The sequence below is a fragment of the Rhizobium rhizogenes NBRC 13257 genome (genome assembly GCF_000696095.1).
Classification (GTDB): Bacteria; Pseudomonadota; Alphaproteobacteria; order Rhizobiales; family Rhizobiaceae; genus Rhizobium; species Rhizobium rhizogenes.
In genome coordinates this window covers 627,186-643,159 of record NZ_BAYX01000001.1, presented here as the reverse complement: position 1 = coordinate 643,159, position 15,974 = coordinate 627,186, and the positions used below count along the sequence as shown (strand labels likewise).

General features: G+C 59.5%; 13 protein-coding genes. 2 read left to right on the top strand and 11 right to left on the bottom strand.

The window, feature by feature from the left end:
- Positions 1-65 precede the first annotated feature (65 nt).
- From RRH01S_RS03100 to RRH01S_RS03060, 9 genes are all read right to left on the bottom strand, one after another.
- Positions 66-1,676, bottom strand: a complete 1,611-nt coding sequence (locus tag RRH01S_RS03100) for a glycoside hydrolase family 43 protein (RefSeq protein ID WP_012651611.1) — start codon at positions 1,674-1,676, stop codon at positions 66-68.
- 106 nt (positions 1,677-1,782) lie between these two features.
- Positions 1,783-2,814 (bottom strand): L-glyceraldehyde 3-phosphate reductase, encoded by a 1,032-nt coding sequence (gene mgrA / locus RRH01S_RS03095; protein ID WP_012651612.1) that lies wholly within the window; start codon positions 2,812-2,814, stop codon positions 1,783-1,785.
- Between the two features lie 69 nt (positions 2,815-2,883).
- Positions 2,884-4,017: a Gfo/Idh/MocA family protein gene (locus RRH01S_RS03090; RefSeq protein WP_034518076.1), complete on the bottom strand. Its 1,134-nt coding sequence runs from the start codon at positions 4,015-4,017 to the stop codon at positions 2,884-2,886.
- Positions 4,018-4,028: 11 nt separating this feature from the next.
- Complete coding sequence (locus tag RRH01S_RS03085) at positions 4,029-4,790, bottom strand: sugar phosphate isomerase/epimerase family protein (protein ID WP_012651614.1); 762 nt, start codon at positions 4,788-4,790, stop codon at positions 4,029-4,031.
- A gap of 81 nt (positions 4,791-4,871) precedes the next feature.
- The gene (locus RRH01S_RS03080) at positions 4,872-7,334 is read right to left on the bottom strand and encodes a beta-mannosidase (protein WP_042469912.1); all 2,463 of its coding nucleotides are present in this window, start codon (positions 7,332-7,334) and stop codon (positions 4,872-4,874) included.
- 55 nt (positions 7,335-7,389) lie between these two features.
- Entirely contained in the window at positions 7,390-8,481 is a 1,092-nt protein-coding gene (locus RRH01S_RS03075) for an ABC transporter ATP-binding protein (RefSeq protein WP_012651616.1), read from the bottom strand.
- 3 nt (positions 8,482-8,484) lie between these two features.
- The gene (locus RRH01S_RS03070; protein WP_007696437.1) at positions 8,485-9,426 is read right to left on the bottom strand and encodes a carbohydrate ABC transporter permease; all 942 of its coding nucleotides are present in this window, start codon (positions 9,424-9,426) and stop codon (positions 8,485-8,487) included.
- On the bottom strand, positions 9,419-10,324 hold the full coding sequence (locus RRH01S_RS03065) for a carbohydrate ABC transporter permease (RefSeq protein WP_007696439.1): 906 nt from the start codon (positions 10,322-10,324) through the stop codon (positions 9,419-9,421). The genes RRH01S_RS03070 and RRH01S_RS03065 overlap by 8 nt, the downstream gene beginning before the upstream one ends.
- 211 nt (positions 10,325-10,535) lie before the next feature.
- Complete coding sequence (locus RRH01S_RS03060) at positions 10,536-11,771, bottom strand: ABC transporter substrate-binding protein (protein WP_012651617.1); 1,236 nt, start codon at positions 11,769-11,771, stop codon at positions 10,536-10,538.
- A gap of 463 nt (positions 11,772-12,234) precedes the next feature.
- Between RRH01S_RS03060 and RRH01S_RS03055 the strand changes: the two genes are divergently transcribed.
- Positions 12,235-13,266, top strand: a complete 1,032-nt coding sequence (locus RRH01S_RS03055; RefSeq protein ID WP_012651618.1) for a LacI family transcriptional regulator — start codon at positions 12,235-12,237, stop codon at positions 13,264-13,266.
- Between the two features lie 68 nt (positions 13,267-13,334).
- Here RRH01S_RS03055 and gnd read toward each other — a convergent pair whose 3' ends face one another.
- A complete protein-coding gene (gene gnd / locus RRH01S_RS03050) occupies positions 13,335-14,762 on the bottom strand; it encodes an NADP-dependent phosphogluconate dehydrogenase (RefSeq protein WP_007696446.1) in 1,428 nt (475 codons plus the stop codon).
- A 290-nt stretch (positions 14,763-15,052) separates the two neighbouring features.
- Between gnd and RRH01S_RS03045 the strand changes: the two genes are divergently transcribed.
- Positions 15,053-15,451, top strand: coding sequence for a polyketide cyclase (locus RRH01S_RS03045; RefSeq protein WP_037218535.1), 399 nt, complete (start codon positions 15,053-15,055; stop codon positions 15,449-15,451).
- A gap of 26 nt (positions 15,452-15,477) precedes the next feature.
- On the opposite strand, the gene RRH01S_RS33110 is transcribed toward RRH01S_RS03045, so the two are convergent.
- Positions 15,478-15,966, bottom strand: a complete 489-nt coding sequence (locus RRH01S_RS33110) for a GNAT family N-acetyltransferase (protein ID WP_012651621.1) — start codon at positions 15,964-15,966, stop codon at positions 15,478-15,480.
- Between the last annotated feature and the right edge of the window lie 8 nt (positions 15,967-15,974).

The window sequence follows — 15,974 nt, the reverse complement described above, 5'->3', positions numbered from 1 at the left end:
CAGTTCGCATCCGAAAGAAATACCGACTTCCCTTGCAGATGATAATCGGTCAATGATCGGGAAAATCAAAGCTCGTCGTAATTGAACCAATCGAAATCGGCCGTCTTTGCCCGGCCCGACGTATCGAAGGCGAACATGCCGACGAAGGCGCCGGTGAAGGAGCCATGCTCGCCGCGCCCGCCCTCATCGGAGATGACGCCGGCATCGAGCACAGGGCCGATCGCCTGCCACGCCCCCATGCCTTCGGCCTGCCAGAAGAATTGTAGGTCGTTGTCGTAGACTTCCATGGCAAGCTGGATGCGCCCATCGGGAATGGCAACACCACCACCGATCGGGAAGGTCAGCCGGCCGTTCGGGTAATCGCCAGGGCAGGTCATGATGGTGATGCAGCGGCCGAGCTTTTCATGCAGGGTGACGGCGATCGCGTGCAGCTTGAAGCGATTGTAGTAATGCGTCAGGCCCGCGACCTGCTGATAGGTATCCGGCTGGAATTCGACGACGGTCTCGGCGCGGAAGCTATGGTGCTCCTGCCGGCGGGCGACGAGCGCCTGTTCAAACCACGATCCGATGCTTTCGCGCGCGAACAGGCGCAGATGACCTGATCGATCCGTCAGGCTGAAAATGCGCTCCGGCTGCGGCGTGCGCAGCCATTGGAAATCCGCCGGCAACTTGCCGCCGTCGAAATTATAGCCGCTGCGGCGGGGCTTCTCGATACGCTCGCCGCCGCTCAGGCCGGGCACCTCGACATCGGGAACAGTCGTGCCATTCTCGAGATAGAGCCAGCCGTCGTCCTTCCAGACGCATTTCTGCAGGCTGGTCTCGCGGCCAAGAGTGCAGCGGCGATGCGGCGGCAGCGGGCGGCCGGAGAGATGCGTATGGTAAAACTGCCCATCCGGTGTCTCGACATACTGGCCATGCCCTGCCCGCTGCAAGGCCGCGTCCGGACGATCCTTCGAGGTGATCAGATGCTTGTTCGGATGCAGCTCGTAGGGACCGTCTATATTGCGCGAGCGCGCCATGGTGACAGCGTGGTCATAGCCCGTGCCGCCCTCGGCGGTCGTCAGATAATACCAGCCACTGCGCTTGAAAAGATGCGGGCCTTCGACCAGGCCGAGCTCGGAACCGGCAAAAATATTCTTGATCGGGCCTTTCAGCGATTTCGTCGCCGCATCCCATTCCTGCAGCAGGATGCCGTCGAAAGCCGGCGTCTTCGGCGAGCCGCCATAGCTTTCCGTGCGCTGGTTCCATTGCATGTTGACGAACCATTTGCAGCCGTCGTCGTCATGAAAGAGCGAGGGGTCGAAGCCAGATGAATTGACATAGGAAGGCTCGGACCACTCGCCTTCGATCGTTGGCGACGTCACGATGTAGTTATGGGCATCCTTGAAATTGCCGTCGTAGCGCTTGACGTCGGTATAGACCAGCCAGAACAGGCCATCGGCATAGGAAAGGCATGGCGCCCAGATGCCGCAGCTATCGGGCTCGCCGCGCATATCGAGCTGCGAGGCCCGCTCCAGCGGCCGACGTACCAGCGTCCAGTTCACCAGGTCGCGCGAGTGATGGATCTGCACGCCCGGATACCATTCGAAGGTCGAGGTGGCGATGTAATAATCCTCGCCGACACGGCAGATGGACGGGTCGGGGTTGAAGCCCGGCAGGATCGGGTTGCGGATCATGGGACATCTCCTCCAGAGAACACATCACTATGCGCCGTTCGGACGGCAATAGGAAATCAAGACAAAGAAAAACGCCCGGAACCAGGTCCCGGGCGTTTTTGATTGATCAGTCGCGCTCGGCCGACTTGGCCCAGAGATTGATGTCCGCCTCGCGGGCGTAGACATCGATCTCCTTCAGCTCTTCCGCGGTGAATTCGAGATTGTCGAGCGCCTTGACGCAATCGACGATCTGCGACGAACGGCTGGCGCCGATCAGAGCGGAAGTGATGCGGCCGCCGCGCAGAACCCAGGCAATCGCCATCTGCGCCAGCGTCTGACCGCGCTTTTCGGCGATCTGATTGAGCTTCTGGATATTCTCGATGATCGACGGACGAATGAAGTCGCGCTTCAGGAAGTGGTTCTGGGCGGCGCGGCTGTCGCTGGGGATGCCACCGAGATATTTCGTCGTCAGCATGCCCTGGGCAAGCGGCGAGAAGACGATCGAGCCGATGCCCAGATCTTCCAGCGTATCCACGAGGCCGTCATCCTCGACCCAGCGGTTGAGCATGGAATAGCTCGGCTGGTGGATCAGGCAAGGCGTGCCGAGTTCCTTCAGAATTGCGGCGGCTTCGCGCGTGCGCTGCGAGTTATAGGAGGAGATACCGACATAAAGCGCCCTGCCCGAACGGACGATATGGTCGAGCGCCGCGCAGGTTTCTTCGAGCGGCGTATCCGGGTCGAAGCGATGGGAATAGAAGATATCGACATAGTCGAGGCCCATGCGCTTCAGGCTCTGGTCGCACGACGCGATCAGATACTTGCGGCTGCCCCATTCGCCATAGGGACCCGGCCACATGTCGTATCCGGCCTTGGACGAGATGATCAGCTCATCTCGCAGCCCGGCGAAGTCGGTGCGCAGGATCTCTCCGAAAGCGGTTTCGGCGCTGCCGGGAGGCGGGCCGTAATTGTTGGCGAGGTCGAAATGGGTGATGCCCAGATCGAAAGCGGTGCGGCACATGTCGACCTTGCGGTCATGCGGTGTGTCGCCACCGAAATTGTGCCAAAGCCCCAGCGAAACCGCCGGCAGTTTCAGGCCGGAACGGCCTGTTCTGTTGTATTTCATTTTCGCATAGCGGTCAGATGCCGGTTGCCAAGACATGATGCCAATTCCTTTGAGATGAAAAACGCGCGGGCTATCCACCCGCGCGCAAACTAGTTTTTCCTGCGCCTACTTCAAGAGCGCCTGAGCTTCTTCGATGCCAAGAGCTGCCGGCTGCGTGCAGGTCGTGGTCAGATCGATGAAGCGGTTTTCCGCACCCGATTTCAGGATCGAGGTCATCACGTCGACGCCGTGTAGCGTCCGGTCGAGCGAGCAACGCGCGTCGCGCCCGTCGATCAGCGATGCAGCAAGGTCGGCGAGACCGGCCGTGCGGTAGTTGGCGCGCGCGCCGCTCGGGCTTTCCTGGTTGGCGATGCCGAAAGGATGTGCCCAGTCGGCAAGCGGCTTGATGTCCTTGTCGCGGCCGCTGGCCTCGACCACGCCACCAAAGAAGTTCGGATCCGGCACGTAGAGCGAGCCCTCGGTGCCGTAGAGCTCCATATTGGCATGGCGATGCGACCAGACATCCCAGCTCGCCGTCAGCGTCACCGTGGCGCCGCTGACGAATTCCAGCAGCGCCTGGATCGTCGTCGGTGTCTTCACCGGGATGGTCTCCCCGTTGCGTGGCTGGCTGGTGATGGTACGGGTTTCAGACGCCATCGAGGTCATCGCGCCGACGCGCTTCACCGGACCAATGAGGTTGATGAGGTTGGCGACGTAATAAGGGCCGAGGTCGAGGATCGGACCGCCGCCTGGAAGGAAGAAGAAGTCCGGGTTCGGATGCCACATCTCCATGCCCGGGCTCATGACGTGGCAAGTGCCCGACGTCACGCGGCCGATGCCGCCGTCGTCGATGAACTTGCGGGCAAGCTGATGCGCGCCGCCAAGGAAGGTATCGGGAGCGCAGCCGACGGCAAGCCCCTTTTCCTTGGCGATGCGACGCAGTTCCTCACCCTGCTCCAGGGTCAGCACCAGAGGCTTTTCGGAATAGACGTGCTTTCCGGCCTCCAGGATACGCTTGGAGATCGGGAAATGCGCGTCCGGGATCGTCAGATTGACGATGACGTCGAGCTCGTCATTGGCGAGCAGTTCGTCCACCGTCTGCGCCTTGACCTGATATTCCTCGGCGCGCAGGCGCGCCGCATCCATGTTGATATCAGCGCAGGCGAGCACCTTCAGGCCCTTGAAGAGCGGAGAGAGCTTGAAGTAGGTCGTTGAGATATTGCCGCATCCGAGGATGCCGACGCCAAGTTCCTTAGCCATGGGATAGTGCCTCAGTAGGTCTTGAAGGATGCGATGGAGCGCGTGATCAGACGATCGATATCGCTCGGATTGTCATGCTCGATGACGTAGTGCTTGGCCTTGGTGCCGGCGAGCACCTTCAGCAGCTTCTGCCACGGAACGGTGCCATAGCCGAGGTCGGCCCAGCCGTCTTCGTCCTTGTTTTCACCGGCCGCCGCAATGTCCTTGACGTGCACCGACGTGATGCGGGAGCCGAGCTTCTCGATCCAGGCGAAGGGATCGCCGCCGCCACGGATGACCCAGGCGATATCGGCTTCCCAGGAAATGTCCGGAGCACCTTCGAAGATCTGTTCGATCGGCAGCGAGCCGTCAGCCTGCTTGACGAATTCGAAGTCGTGGTTATGCCAGCCGAATTCGAAACCGGCGTCCTTGTAGGGCTTGCTCATCTCCTGCAGCCGCTTGCCGAAAGCGAGCCAGCCGGCCGCATCGGTCGGACGCTGATCGGCGGCCAGATGCGGTGCATAGATCGAATCCATGCCGAGCGTCTTGGCGATCGTCAGCGACTTCTGCACCTGACCGTCGAGGAAGTCGGGGCTGAAATGACCGCTTGCCATTACCAGGCCGTTCTTGTCCAGCTCGGCGCGCAGGCTCTTGAGGCCGGTCTCGTCGAGATCGGCATAGATGCCGCCAAAGCCTTCGACTTCCGCATAGCCGGCCTTGCCGAGCTTTACGAATATGTCGGAATAGGGCTGAAAATTACGGGCGCTATAAATCTGAAATCCAAGTTTCGTCATCGTCATGCTCTCCATTGGCCTCACGGCCTTCTGTCATGGGCCAGCGGCCCTGAAATACCGCCGGATGGCGGCCGGATATCCTCAATCCACCGATTGGCTGGACTGGAGGTCGTAAATGCGGAAGTCAGGAACAACGCCGGCAAGCGGCTTTGTCGGCGTAAAGACGATACGGCGGCTTTCGCCGGCGGCGAGGTCGAAGGCGTTGTCGGAATAACGCCCCTCTGTCTCGCTCTCGATCATAACGAACAGCGCCAGTCCCCGAGCGGTGATAGTCAGCTCCACCGTGCCATTTTTCTCGATCTCTTTCCTCTGGACCGTCAGGCCCGCCGGCTGAAGCTCCAGCGCCTTGTAGGTGCCGTGGACATAATGCCCCTCGCCGCCCATGCCGTTCGATGCGGTGAAATGCCATGCCAGCAGGCAATCGGCTGGCACCTGCGAGGCATCGATGGACAATGCGGTAACAGCCGCATCCGGCGTGCAGACCGCATGGGCCGTCGTCAGCGGTACACGTTCGCCATCGAGCTTGAGCAGTGACACAGCGATATCGACGGTGACATCGACATTGGTGTCATTGACCAGTGACAAGCGGATAGTCTTGTTATCCTCGGACGGGATGGCTGCGACCGAGACAGGCTGGAAGAAGCGGCGCACCAGATAGTGCATTACCTTCCAGCGCCCGCCATAATCGAGGCTCGACCACGAGGCGACCGGCCAGGTATCGTTGAGCTGCCAATAGATGGTCCCCATGCAGTGCGGCTTCAGCGACCGCCAATATTCCACCGCCGTCTTGATGGCGAGGCCCTGCTGCACCTGGCTCAGATAGACGAAGTTCGGGAAATCCTTGGGGAAGCGGAAATAGCGGAACATCGTGCCGGCGATGCGCTCGTTACCGCCAGCATTCTTCTGGTGCAGCTCCATCACTGGAGACGCGATATTCATGTCCTTGGCGTCGGCATAGGTCTTGATGACCGGCAGCGACGTGTAGGACTGGAAGCCGAATTCCGAGCAGAAGCGCGGACGCACGGAACGATAATTGTCGAAGGACTTGTTCTCGTGCCAGACCGACCAGTAGTGCATGTCGCCGGAGCCGTCTGCATGCCAGGCATCGCCGAAGTTGAGATAGCCGGACGCCGGGCTCGACGGCCACCAGATCGCATCGGGCGCTGCCTTCTTCATCGCCTGCTCGATCGTCCGATTGAGGCGATCGTAGGAGACGAGATAGCGGTCGCGGTCGTTGCGGGATTGCTCGAACCAGGTGAGCGCACCCACCAGCTCATTGTCACCGCACCAGAGCGCGATCGACGGATGCGTCGCCAGCCGCCGGACCTGATAGCTAACTTCGTCCGCGACATTCTCAAGGAAGTCGCCGGTCGAGGGATAGAGATTGCAGGCGAACATGAAGTCCTGCCAGACCATCAGGCCGAGCCGGTCGCAGATGTCATAGAACCAGTCATGCTCGTAGAAACCACCACCCCAGACGCGGATGATGTTCATGTTGGCGGCCGCCGCCGACTGCAACAGGTCCTCGGTCAAGGCAGGGCTGGAGCGTGAAAATAGTGCATCGGCCGGGATCCAGTTGGCGCCGCGCGCAAAGATCTCGCGGCCGTTGACCTTCAGCGCGAAACGACTGCCCGCCTCGTCCTCATCGGTAATGAGCTCGACGGTGCGCAGGCCGATCTGGCGGGTTACGGTTTCCGAATTGGTCTCAACGGACAGTGTATAGAGCGCCTGCTCGCCACTGCCGGCCGGCCACCAGAGCTTCGGCTTGTCGATATGGAAGACATGGGTGATCGAGGTCTCGCCGGCATTGACGCCGATATCGAGCCGCAACCGCTCATCCTCCAGCGCGAAATAGACTTGGGCGACGCCGGTGCCTTTCGCAAACAGCGATGCCGTCACCTTGAGATCGACCGAACCGTCCGTATTGTGGAACTGCTGCGTGACGACATTTTCGATGCGGGCAGTCTCAAGCTTCTTCAAGGCGATGGTGCCATAGAGGCCGAGCGGCGCGACCGCAATGTTCCAGTCCCAGCCGAAATGGCATTGCGGCTTGCGCAGCATGTTGCCGTTCGGGATCGGCGAATTGGCCGTGCTGTAAGGAATATAGAACGGCTGCTTCGCCTGCAGTTCGGCGCCTGCCTTGACGCTGGAATGCAGCACGATGCGGATCGTGTTCTCACCGGCCCTCACGGCCTTGGAAACGTCGGGACGGTAGCGCTGGAAGCTGTTGTTGCCCTCAAGCACGAGCACGTCGTTGACATGGACGCTCGCCACCGTGTCGAGATAGTCGATATCCAGATACCAGTCGCCGTTGGCATCATCGAGATTGAAGCTGCGCGTGATCTGCCAGTCCTGATTGGCAACCCACTGCACCACCTCTTCATTCCGGCCGAAATAGGGATCGGGAATGAGGCTCGCCGCATGAAGCGCGGTATGGACGTCACCGGGGATCGGCATGGAGAGGGAATGATCACTGTCGGGGGACGTCAGACGCCACGAACCAGCCAGATCGAGATTGAAACCATCATTGAATGCGGACGACATCGGACTTCCTCGGACTGCTATGGACGGAGGCGGCCAAGCCGCCCCCGTTTTATGACTAGATTCTGAGTTCTGTTTGCGCGTCGAAAAGCGAGGCGACCGTCATGTCGAAGCCGAGCTTGACACGCGATCCCGGGCTGAAGCGACGCGCGCCGTTGATGCGTACCGACATGGTGTGGCCGGCATGATTGAGCCAGAGCAGGTTGTCGGCGCCCATCGGCTCTTCGATATCAACGGTCGCATCGTGCGTTTCCGCTCCGGACCCCAGATCCTCATTGACCTTGATATGCTCCGGTCGAGCCCCGAGAATGACCTTGCGGCCGGCCACCAGCGGCTCGGCGGCCTTGTAGCCGTCAAGCGAGAAAATCACGTCATTGGTGGCGAAGGCGATCTTGCCGTCGCGATTGACCAATTCACCGTGCAGAAAATTCATCGACGGAGAACCGATGAAGCCGGCGACGAACAGGTTGCGCGGCTCATTGTAGATCGTCGTGGGATCGTCGAGCTGCATGATGATGCCGTTCTTCATGATGGCAATGCGGTCGGCGAGCGTCAGGGCTTCGATCTGGTCGTGCGTGACGTAGATCATGGTGTTCTTCAGCGACTGATGCAGCCGCTTGATCTCGACGCGGAGCTCCGAGCGCAGCTTGGCGTCGAGGTTGGACAGCGGCTCGTCGAACAGGAACACGTCAACGTCGCGCACCAGAGCACGACCGATTGCGACACGCTGGCGCTGGCCGCCGGAAAGCTCGGCCGGCTTGCGCTTGAGCAAAGGCTGGATCTGCAGGATTTCGGCGGCGCGTGCGATGCGCTTGTCGATCTCCGCCTGCGGCACCTTGGCGACGTGCAATCCGAACGACAGGTTCTTTTCGACCGTCATCTGCGGATAGAGCGCGTAGGACTGGAACACCATGCCGATACCGCGGTCTTTCGGCTCCTCCCAGGTGACATTCTTGCCCTTGATGAAGATCTGCCCTTCGGTGATATCGAGCAGGCCGGCGATGCAATTGAGCAAGGTCGACTTGCCGCAGCCGGACGAGCCGAGCAACACGAGGAATTCGCCGTCCTGGATCTCAAGATTGAGATTCTTCAGGACGCTGACCGCGCCGAAATCGAGCGACAGTTCCTTGATTGAAACGCTACTAGTCATAAATCAACCCTTCACTGCGCCGGCGGCGATGCCACGGACGAAAAGCCGCCCGGAGACGAAATAGACGACCAGCGGAACAAGACCCGTCAGGATCGTTGCCGCCATGTTGACGTTGTATTCCTTCACGCCCTGGACGGAATTGACGATATTGTTGAGCTGCACGGTCATCGGATAATATTCCGGCCGGGTGAAGACGACGCCGAACAGGAAGTCGTTCCAGATACCGGTGATCTGCAGGATCATGGCGACGACGAAGATCGGCAGCGACATGGGCAGCATGATACGCAGGAAAATCTGCCAGAAGCCGGCGCCGTCGATACGCGCAGCCTTGAAAAGCTCCACGGGCAGCGATGCGAAGTAATTGCGGAACAGCAGCGTCAGGATCGGCATGCCGAAGATGCTGTGCACCAGGATAAGTCCGCTAAGCGTGCCGTAGATACCGATTTCGCGCAGCACGATGACGATCGGGTAGATCATCACCTGATAGGGAATGAACGCGCCGACGACGAGGATCGAGAAGAACAGATCCGCCCCCTTGAAGCGCCAGTTGGCAAGTGCGTAGCCGTTGACCGAAGCGATCGCGATCGAGAGGATCGTGGATGGCACTGTGATGCGAACCGAATTCCAGAAGCCGCGAGAAAGACCGTCGCAATTGAGACCGGTACAGGCCGTCGCCCAGGCTTTCACCCACGGCTCGAACGTGATCTCGAGCGGCGGCGAAAAGATGTTGCCCATGCGGATTTCGGGCATTCCCTTCAGCGAGGTGACGATCATCACATAGAGCGGCAACAGGTAGTAAACGGCGGCAACGAAGAGTGTGCCGTAAAGCATGATGTTGCGGCCGGAGAGCACCGGGCGAGGCTTGCGGCCATTCGGTCCCGAAAACGTCTTGCCGGTCAAGGTCGCGGCATCATTCGCGTTGTTGAGAGTAACAGGATCAGCCACGCTTGCGCCCTCCGCCGAATTCCAGATAGGCCCAGGGGATAATGATGATGGCGACGGTCACCAGCATCATGGTGGAGGCGGCAAATCCTTGACCGAGGTTCTGCGCCTGGAACATGTAGTCGTAGACATATTTCGCCGGGACTTCCGACGAGATGCCGGGTCCGCCGCTCGTTTGCGCGACGACGAGGTCGTAGACCTTGACGATGCCGCTGGCGATGATGACGAGTGTGGTGATGAAGACTGGACGCATCATCGGAATGACGATGAACAGATAGGTCCTCCACATGGGGATCCCATCCACGCGCGCCGCTTTCCAGATGTCCTCATCGATGCCGCGCAGACCGGCGAGCATCAGGCACATCACAAGACCCGTCCCCTGCCAGAGCGCTGCGATCAGCACGCCGTAGATGACGATGCTCGGCGTATAGAGTGGATCGAAGGTGAAATTCGTCCATCCGAGCGAACGCACCACCGACTGGATGCCGAATTCCGGATTGAGCAGCCACTGCCAGACCAGGCCGGTGACAATGAAAGAGAGGGCGAAAGGATAGAGGAAAATCGTGCGGAAGGTGTTTTCGAAGCGGATCTTCTGGTCCATCAATGCCGCCAGCACGAAGCCGATGACGAGACTGAAGATCATCGAAAGGATGCCGTAAACCGCCAAATTTTCAATGGACACGATCCATCGTGGCGCTGCCCACAATCGATGGTACTGGTCCAGCCCGACAAAACTGAGACGAGGCAGCAGCTTCGAATTGGTGAAGGAATAAACCACCGTCCAGATCGAGCCGCCAAGGAAGATGACGACAGCCGTCAGGATCATGGGAATGGATGCAATCTTCGAGTTCAGATTGCGCAGATATTGATTTGGCCGGCCGGCTTTCGCTTGACCCGTCATTGTAGCTCCTTCTGCATCGCGACTGCTTCGACGATCAGAACCGGATCTTGATCGCGGTTCCTGCGCTTCCCCTCACCCACTGTAACCGTCACATACATGCGGATCCGCCGGCCATGAGGGGTGCTGTGGCAAACCGGATCACGCTATGTGTCCCGGCCGTGATACCGGCCCGCTAGGCAAAGCCGGTATCACTACAGCGAGAAGATAGCGGTCAATCAGCCGCGGCGATGATGTCGACGAAGCGCTTCTGCGCCGCTTCCGGCGTCATCGCGGGATTTGCGAAGAACTCGGAGAACAAGTCCTCCTTCTGCTTCTGGGTATCGGCAGAAAGAAGCTGGTCCGTCCCCTCGATCACATTGCCCTTCTTTAGGATCTCAAGGCCCTTCTTCATGCAGTCGTTGGCGGCCGCGAGATCCACGTCACCACGAACGGGCAGCGAGCCCTTCTTCAGGTTGAAGGCGACCTGCGTCTTCGGATCGAGCAGCGTCTTGGCCAGCACTTCCTGAGCCTTGGATTTGGCATCGTCCTTCAGCAGTGGGAAATAGAATGCATCGCCACCTGTCGAAATGACTTCATTGACGCCGAGACCCGGAAGGCAGGTATAGTCCGTGCCAGCCTTCTGGCCTGCCAGCGCAAACTCGCCCTGCGCCCAGTCGCCCATGATCTGACCGCCGGCCTTGCCAGTGATGACCAGGTTCGTGGCCTGGTTCCAATCCTGAACATTGGAGCCCTTGGACAGCTTGCGGGCATCGTCGGCAGCCTTGAAGACCTTGGCGATTTCCGGTCCGGCCGCGACTTCCTTATCCTTGTCGCCGAACACCTTCTGGAAGGTATCCTTGCCGGCGATGGCGACCATCAACACGTCGAAGGCACCCGCGGCCTGCCATGGCTGACCACCCAAGGCGAGCGGAACGATGCCGGCCTTCTGCAGCGCCGGACCAGCGGCAACGAACTCACCCCAGTTCTTCGGAACCTCGACGCCGGCCTTCTTGAAGGCTGCGTTCGAGAGCCAGAGCCATTGCCAGGAATGGATATTGACGGGCGCGCAATAGATCTTGCCGTCGATCGTGCAGGAATCGAGCAGGCTGGCCGGACGAATGACATCCTTCCAGTGCTCCTTCGTGGCGACATCTGTCAGGTCACGCATAAGGCCGGCCTGCACAAGCTCCTCAGCCTGACGGCCGTGGTTGAATTGAGTGGCGCCCATCGGATCGCCGCCGGTGATGCGGCTGACCATGATCGGACGCGCGGTACCGCCGGAGCCGGCAATCGCACCATCCACCCAATGATTGCCGGTGGCGTCGAACGCCTTTGCAAACTCAGCCACCGCGGCAGCTTCGCCACCGGACGTCCACCAATGCGTTACCTCCAGATCGGTCGCGTTGGCCGCTCCCAGTGGCAACACGACCGACGCAGCAAGCGCAGTCGCCATCAAACGAATATTCATGAGTTTTCCTCCCTCACTGAAACGTTGCCGGAAAAACGTAGTCTAATCATTTTCAACGCGCAACCGCCTGTTCGCGAAATTTTACCGAAAGCCCGAATATACGATTTCAGATTACAGTTATGCTTGCAAAGAATGCGATGTGCCTGACGATTCACCAGCTGCCCGTATCAACCGCATTTTCCATTAGTTCATTGATTTTTTTCGATTAAAATTGCTGCACCGCCCCATAAATCTCGCATACCGCTTCGCAGATGCAAAATTTTTCATCCAAGGCTGTGGATTCAACCCCTGGATATCTTATTTGACATCAAGGCAGAAAAAGCGCTCGACTTTTCTACTGTATCGTTACAGATTTCTTCAATGAGGGAGGAGCGGCCGTATCACGCATGTGCTTGCGGCGCTGCCGCAGGCGATATAAGCGCATGGTCGCGGGAGAGGCGGCCGGGAGGCAGGCTTGGACGAGATGGATAATAAGAAAGCTTCAGGCGGCAATATTCAGCCCACGCCCGAGCGGCCGACGCTGAAGACAATCGCCTTCATGACCGGCCTTGGGATCACGACTATTTCGCGCGCCCTGAAGGACGCTCCGGATATCGGCGCTGAAACCAAGGAGCGCGTGCGTATGGTGGCCCGTCAACTGGGTTACCAGCCAAATCGCGCCGGCGTGCGCCTGAGAACCGGCAAGACCAACGTTATCGCACTGGTGCTCAGCATCGATGAGGAAATCATGGGCTTCACCAGCCACATGGTCTTCGGCATCTCCGAGGTTTTGGCCGGCACGCAATATCATCTCGTCATCACGCCGCATTCGCACAGCAAGGACCCGCTGGTGCCGGTGCGCTATATCCTCGACACCGGATCGGCCGATGGCGTCATCATATCGCGCACTGAGCCGGACGATCCGCGCGTGGAACTCATGCATCAGCGCGGCATGCCCTTTGCGACGCATGGGCGCACGAACATGGGAATCTCCCATCCTTTCCATGACTTCGACAACGAAGCTTTCGCGCGCGAAGCGGTGCGTGCGCTGGTCGCCAAGGGACGTCGCCGCATCGCGCTGCTGCAGCCGCCGGGCAAGCTCAATTATTATCTGCACACCCAGATCGGCTTTCAGACGGGCTTGCGCGAGTATCAGGCTCAGGAGGTTCCGCTGAGGGCCAGCACCGATACGACGCTCGCCGAGATCAAGGATACGGTCGAGGCGCTGATGCGCTCCCCGCATGCGCCCGACGGCATCGTCTGCTCCAGCAGCGCTGGCGCTATCGCAGTCAATGCCGGCATCGAGGCGGCGGGCTTCCGTCTTGGCCACGACATCGACATGGTCGCCAAACAATCGACCGACGTGCTGAGCTGGATCCGCCCGGAGATCATCGCGATCCACGAGGATTTCCGCCATGCCGGCCGCGAATTGGGCAAGGCTGTGATCGCCCGTATCGACGGCATCGAGCCGGAACTGCTGCAAAGCATCAGCTCCCCGATCTGGCCGAAAGGCTGACGGGCACGAAAAAACCCGCCGGACACTTATCCGGCGGGCTCTTTTATCTTCAAAATCAGCCGAAAATATCAGCCGTTCGCACCGCTGCCCCATGGGCCGTGGTGGATGTCCTTGCCATCGACACGATCGAAGCCATGGGCGCCGAAGAAGTCGCGCTGGGCCTGGATCAGGTTGGCGGTGCCGCGAGCCTGGCGATAGGCGTCGAAATAGGTCAGAGCGGAGGCCAGCGCCGGAACCGGAAGGCCGGAGGCCGTGGCGGCCGAAACGATGCGGCGTAGCGACGGGATCGATTCCTTGACCATCTCGGCAAAAGCCGGGGTGACGATCAGGTTGGCGGCATCCGGCGTCTTGGTGAAGGCGCTGGTGATCTCGTCGAGGAACTGCGAACGGATGATGCAACCCGCGCGCCAGATCTTGGCGATGACCGGCATCGGCAGCGACCAATTGAACTCCTTCGACGCTTCCGCCATGACGGCAAAGCCCTGCGCATAGGCGCCGATCTTGGCAGCGAACAATGCCAGTTCCAGATCCTTCAACAGGTCCGGACCGAAGGCGATCGGGAACTTGTAGTCCGGCGTGCCGAAGATCTTCTCGGCGGCTTCGCGCTGGCTCTTGATGGCCGACAGGCTGCGGGCGGCGACGGCGGCTTCGATGGCGGTCGCCGGAATACCCATGTTCTGCGCTTCGATGGCAGACCACTTGCCGGTGCCCTTCTGGCCGGCCTTGTCGAGGATGACGTCCGGCATGGCGCTGCCGGTGGCCGGATCCTTGGCGGCCAGAACCTTCTCGGTGATCTCGATCAGGTAGGAGTTGAGGCGACCCTTGTTCCAGTCACCGAAGATACCGCTGATTTCTGCAGCGCTCTTGCCGAGGCCATCACGCAGGATGCCGTAGATTTCGGCGATCATCTGCATGTCGGCATATTCGATGCCATTGTGGATCGTCTTGACGAAATGCCCTGCCCCGTCATTACCGAGCCAGGCAACGCACGGATCGTTGTTGTATGTGGCAGCAATCGAGGTCAGAACCTTCTCGACACGCTTGTAAGACTCCTCAGTGCCGCCGACCATGATCGATGGGCCGTGGCGTGCACCTTCCTCGCCACCGGAGACACCCATGCCGATAAAGGTCAGACCGGTATCCTTCAGGCGGTCGAAGCGGGCAATCGTGTCGCGGAAATTGGCGTTGCCGGCATCGATCATGATGTCGCCCTTGTCGAGATAGGGCTGCAGCGCCGCCATCTGCTGGTCGACCGGCTCGCCGGCCTTGATCATGATGATGATCGGCCGCGGCGGACGAATCGATTCGACGAATTCTTCGATCGTCTTGCAGGGAATGATCTTGTCCTTCAGCGCGCCCGCATTCGCATAGAATTCATCCGTCACCTGCGGTGTACGGTTGAACACCGCGATCTTATTGCCCTTTTCAGCAATGTTGAGCGCCAGGTTCGATCCCATCACAGCGAGACCGATCAGTCCGATTTCTGCCTTTTCCACGACAATCCTCCAATAATTCTCTTGCTGCGCCTCACATCCCATCGCATGCGCAGAGGACGCAGTGATATTTTGAAATGACGCCTAAGCCTTCCCCGAAACCGATACCGCCTTTCGGGAGTTATGCGTTGGGCGTGTTGTTGCACTCCGGGCGCAAAACGGCAAGCCTTCGCCAGCCTCGAATCGGCCCCATTGCAGAACCGGGCAAGAATGCTGCAGGATTTTTCAAAAGACCGGCTTCGGCAACCTGACCCGATGGTGCACCGAAGGCGGATATAGAGGAGGAAGCATCCATGTCGACCATGCCCGCCAAGATCGTTCATGTCTCCATCGACCGCTCCTGGCGGGAGGTCCATGGCTTTGCCGGCCGCCCGGAAAACATGCCGCTCTGGGCCTCAGGCCTTGCATCCGGACTGAAACTGGATGGTGAGGATTGGGTCGCCAAAGGCACTCTCGGCACCGTCCGTGTCCGCTTCTCACCCCGCAACGACTTCGGCGTCATCGACCATACGGTGACCCTCGACACTGGCTTGCAGGTCTATAATGCACTGAGAGTCGTGCCAAATGGCGACGGCTGCGAAGTCATGTTCACGCTGCTGAGATTGCCCGGAATGACGGACGAGCAGTTCGCGGCCGACGCAGCACATGTGCTGAAGGATCTCAACACATTGAAAGCGCTGATGGAGCGATAGCCGATGAGCATGTAAGGATGCTGACCTTACTGAGCCAACTTCTTTGTCATGTGGACGCAGAACATGCGTTGCCCGGAGCCGAGAACATGCTCCCCTCGGGATTCTGTTTGATAGCCCATCGCTTCGTAGAAGGGATGGGCGGTCAAGGATGAATCCAGCTGAAGGATGGTAAGCCCCTCCTGCTTTGCTGTGTGTTCAAGTTCGGCAATCAACGCCCTGCCGACGCCTCTACCCACTGCCCTGGGTGACACGTAGCAAGCCCTCAGCTCCTTACTCGCCAGAATGATCGCAGCAAATCCGACAACCTCGCCGTTGATCTCTGCAACAAAGCGAATTTCGTTTTCCGGGTTCTTATGGAAACGGGATATGGCATCGGCGCTAACAGTCATTGGCGCCCATTGCTCAATGATCTCAGGAGCATAGTCTTTCGCAGCCGTCACGCGTACGGCGGCGTGGTGCACCTCCAAGGCAGCCAAAGCATCGTCAGGCGTGATCGGTCTGACCAAAATGGGCATTTTTGTCG

Coding starts and splice junctions, on each gene's coding strand:
- RRH01S_RS33110 (WP_012651621.1), bottom strand. CDS start 15,966: ATGCCCATTTTGGTCAGACCGATCACGCCTGACGATGCTTTGGCTGCC.
- RRH01S_RS03090 (WP_034518076.1), bottom strand. CDS start 4,017: ATGGCTAAGGAACTTGGCGTCGGCATCCTCGGATGCGGCAATATCTCA.
- RRH01S_RS03075 (WP_012651616.1), bottom strand. CDS start 8,481: ATGACTAGTAGCGTTTCAATCAAGGAACTGTCGCTCGATTTCGGCGCG.
- RRH01S_RS03055 (WP_012651618.1), top strand. CDS start 12,235: ATGGATAATAAGAAAGCTTCAGGCGGCAATATTCAGCCCACGCCCGAG.
- RRH01S_RS03060 (WP_012651617.1), bottom strand. CDS start 11,771: ATGAATATTCGTTTGATGGCGACTGCGCTTGCTGCGTCGGTCGTGTTG.
- RRH01S_RS03085 (WP_012651614.1), bottom strand. CDS start 4,790: ATGACGAAACTTGGATTTCAGATTTATAGCGCCCGTAATTTTCAGCCC.
- RRH01S_RS03065 (WP_007696439.1), bottom strand. CDS start 10,324: ATGACGGGTCAAGCGAAAGCCGGCCGGCCAAATCAATATCTGCGCAAT.
- RRH01S_RS03045 (WP_037218535.1), top strand. CDS start 15,053: ATGTCGACCATGCCCGCCAAGATCGTTCATGTCTCCATCGACCGCTCC.
- RRH01S_RS03080 (WP_042469912.1), bottom strand. CDS start 7,334: ATGTCGTCCGCATTCAATGATGGTTTCAATCTCGATCTGGCTGGTTCG.
- RRH01S_RS03100 (WP_012651611.1), bottom strand. CDS start 1,676: ATGATCCGCAACCCGATCCTGCCGGGCTTCAACCCCGACCCGTCCATC.
- mgrA (WP_012651612.1), bottom strand. CDS start 2,814: ATGTCTTGGCAACCGGCATCTGACCGCTATGCGAAAATGAAATACAAC.